The sequence below is a fragment of the Lacisediminimonas sp. genome (assembly GCF_030645335.1).
Lineage (GTDB): Bacteria > Pseudomonadota > Gammaproteobacteria > Burkholderiales > Burkholderiaceae_D > Lacisediminimonas.
The window spans coordinates 1-2,633 of sequence record NZ_JAUSNH010000213.1; the positions used below are offsets into that span (position 1 = coordinate 1).

The 2,633-nt window shown below is 62.9% G+C and carries 3 protein-coding genes; all 3 read left to right on the top strand.

The genetic code is table 11. The features are described from left to right. The coding region (locus Q7T64_RS14775) for a histidinol dehydrogenase (RefSeq protein ID WP_304797258.1) at positions 1 to 373 on the top strand (373 nt) is incomplete at its 5' end. Positions 374 to 561: 188 nt separating this feature from the next. Beyond that, positions 562 to 1,599 (top strand): biotin synthase BioB, encoded by a 1,038-nt coding sequence (bioB, locus tag Q7T64_RS14780; protein ID WP_304797260.1) that lies wholly within the window; start codon positions 562 to 564, stop codon positions 1,597 to 1,599. Positions 1,600 to 2,021: 422 nt separating this feature from the next. Next, positions 2,022 to 2,633, top strand: a 612-nt coding sequence (locus Q7T64_RS14785; protein ID WP_304797262.1) for an NADP-dependent isocitrate dehydrogenase, incomplete at its 3' end; no start/stop codon positions are given.

Here is a 2,633-nt window from a genome sequence, read left to right on the forward strand (position 1 = left end):
CAACCGCATCGCATCCGAGCATGTTCAGGTGATGACCGACGACGATGACTTCTTCCTGGACAACATGACCAACTACGGCGCGCTGTTCCTCGGCCCGCGGACCAATGTTTCGTTCGGCGACAAGGTGATCGGCACCAACCATACCTTGCCGACGATGAAGGCGGCGCGCTATACGGGCGGGCTGTGGGTCGGCAAGTTCCTCAAGACCTGCACCTACCAGCGGGTGCTGACGGATGCCGCATCGTCGTTTGTTGGCGAGTACTGTTCACGGTTGTGCGCGCTGGAGGGATTTGCCGGTCATGGCGAGCAGGCCAACATCCGCGTACGCCGTTACGGGCACAAGGAAGTACCGTATGGCGGCGCAGCGCAATGATGCGGCACGGCGGGGCAGGCGGCGCCTGACGCCCGCCTGAGCCCAGCGAGCGCGATTCGCGGGTCGGGCAGGAGCGGGACACAGGCAAGGCAAGCGACGCGAGCAAGGCGGCACCAGCAACGCAACAGAAGCTGGCAACACGCAAGCAATACAGTCAAATCAAGTAACGCAAGGAGCACAAGCAAACCATGTCTTCACAGCCGATCTCGTTTTATCCGGCCTCCCCCGCCGCAGCGCAGGCCAGCGCTGCCAGTGTCGTGCAGGCATGGTCGGTGGCCGAGGTGGAAACCCTGTTCAACCTGCCGTTCAGCGATTTGCTGTTCCGCGCCCAGCAAGTGCACCGCCAGCATTTCGATCCGACCGTGGTCGAGCTGGCGACGCTGCTGTCGATCAAGACCGGCGGCTGTCCGGTAGATTGTGGCTATTGCCCGCAGGCGGCGCGCTACGATACCGGCGTCACCGCCCAGAAAATCCTGCCGCTCGATACCGTGCTGCACGCCGCGCGCGAGGCGCGCGCCGCCGGCGCCACCCGCTTTTGCATGGGCGCGGCCTGGCGCGAACCGAAAGACCGCGACCTGGAGCAGGTTGAAGTCATGGTCCGCGAAGTCAAGGCGCTGGGCCTGGAAACCTGCGCAACGCTGGGCATGCTGGGCGCAGGCCAGGCCGAACGCCTGAAAGAGGCGGGGCTGGATTATTACAATCACAATCTCGACACCGCACCCGAGTTCTACGACAACATCATCACCACCCGCGACTACCAACATCGGCTCGACACCCTGGGCCGTGTGCGCAACGCTGGCATCAAGGTTTGTTGCGGCGGCATCGTCGGCATGGGCGAGTCGCGCCTGCAACGCGCGGGTCTGATTGCGCAACTGGCCAACATGGCGCCGTATCCGGAGTCGGTGCCGGTAAATCATCTGGTACAGGTACCGGGCACACCGCTGCACGGCATCGATCCGCTGGACCCGATCGAATTCGTGCGCACCATCGCCGTGGCGCGCATCACGATGCCAACCGCGCGGGTGCGGCTGTCCGCCGGCCGCCGGCAGATGGGCGATGCGGTGCAGGCGATGTGCTTTGCCGCCGGCGCCAATTCGATTTTTTACGGCGACAAGTTGCTCACGACGGGAAATCCGGAAGTGGAAGAAGACCGGGCCTTGCTGGCGCGGCTGGGCCTGCGGGCGCAAAGCACCACCATCGATGCGCGCTGCGAAGTGACGATGTAATCGCCCGGCACCGGATCTGCCAGATGGCGCGCAGCGCCGCGATCCCGGCATCGTTGAAGGGGGCCGGGCAAGCTCGTGGCGAACTCACTAGGATTCCTTGTGAGTCGCCGACCCCTCCGGTTCGCCGTCTGCCGGGAGCGCCGTCTGCCACGCGCTCTCGCAGGCTTTCCGGCGACCGCGATTGTTGGCAAACAGGCCAGCTTTGACCGACATGCCCGGTCATTAACCGACCCGTGCGCGCCCTTAACCAGGCACTTGACCAGCCCCAAATGCACCCGACTGTACCCCGCTTGGCTGGAACCGAACGGCTGTCGGCCTTATACTATGGGTCGCGCCAGCCTGCTATCACCGGCGTGGCGCGCGGAATTCGCTAGTCACAAACTTTGAATTCCCCCCCTCCCAACCCTACAGTACACACGAAAATGGCTGCCGAAAAATCAAAAATCATCTACACACTGACTGACGAAGCGCCGCTGCTGGCGACTTACGCCTTCCTGCCGATCGTTCGTACTTTCGCCGCGCCTGCGGGCATCACTGTGGATGAAAGCGATATTTCAGTGGCGGCCCGTGTGCTGGGTGAGTTCCCGGAATTCCTGACCGACGCCCAGAAGTTGCCTGACAACCTGGCCGAACTCGGCCGCCTGACACTGCAACCCGGCACCAACATCATCAAGCTGCCCAATGTCAGCGCGTCGGTGCCGCAACTCATTACCGTGTTGAAAGAATTGCAGTCCAAGGGCTACAAGCTGCCGGATTTCCCCGAAGATCCAAAGACCGAAGAGGACAAGGCAATTCGCGCCCGCTATTCCAAATGCCTGGGCAGCGCGGTCAACCCGGTGCTGCGCGAGGGCAATTCGGACCGCCGCGCGCCGCTGGCCGTCAAGAATTTCGCCCGCAAGAATCCGCACAGCATGGGCGAGTGGAGCATGGCTTCGCGCACCCACGTAGCCTGCATGAAACAGGGCGATTTCTATCACAGCGAAAAGTCGATGACGCTGGACCGCGCACGCAACGTCAAGATGGACCTGGTCACC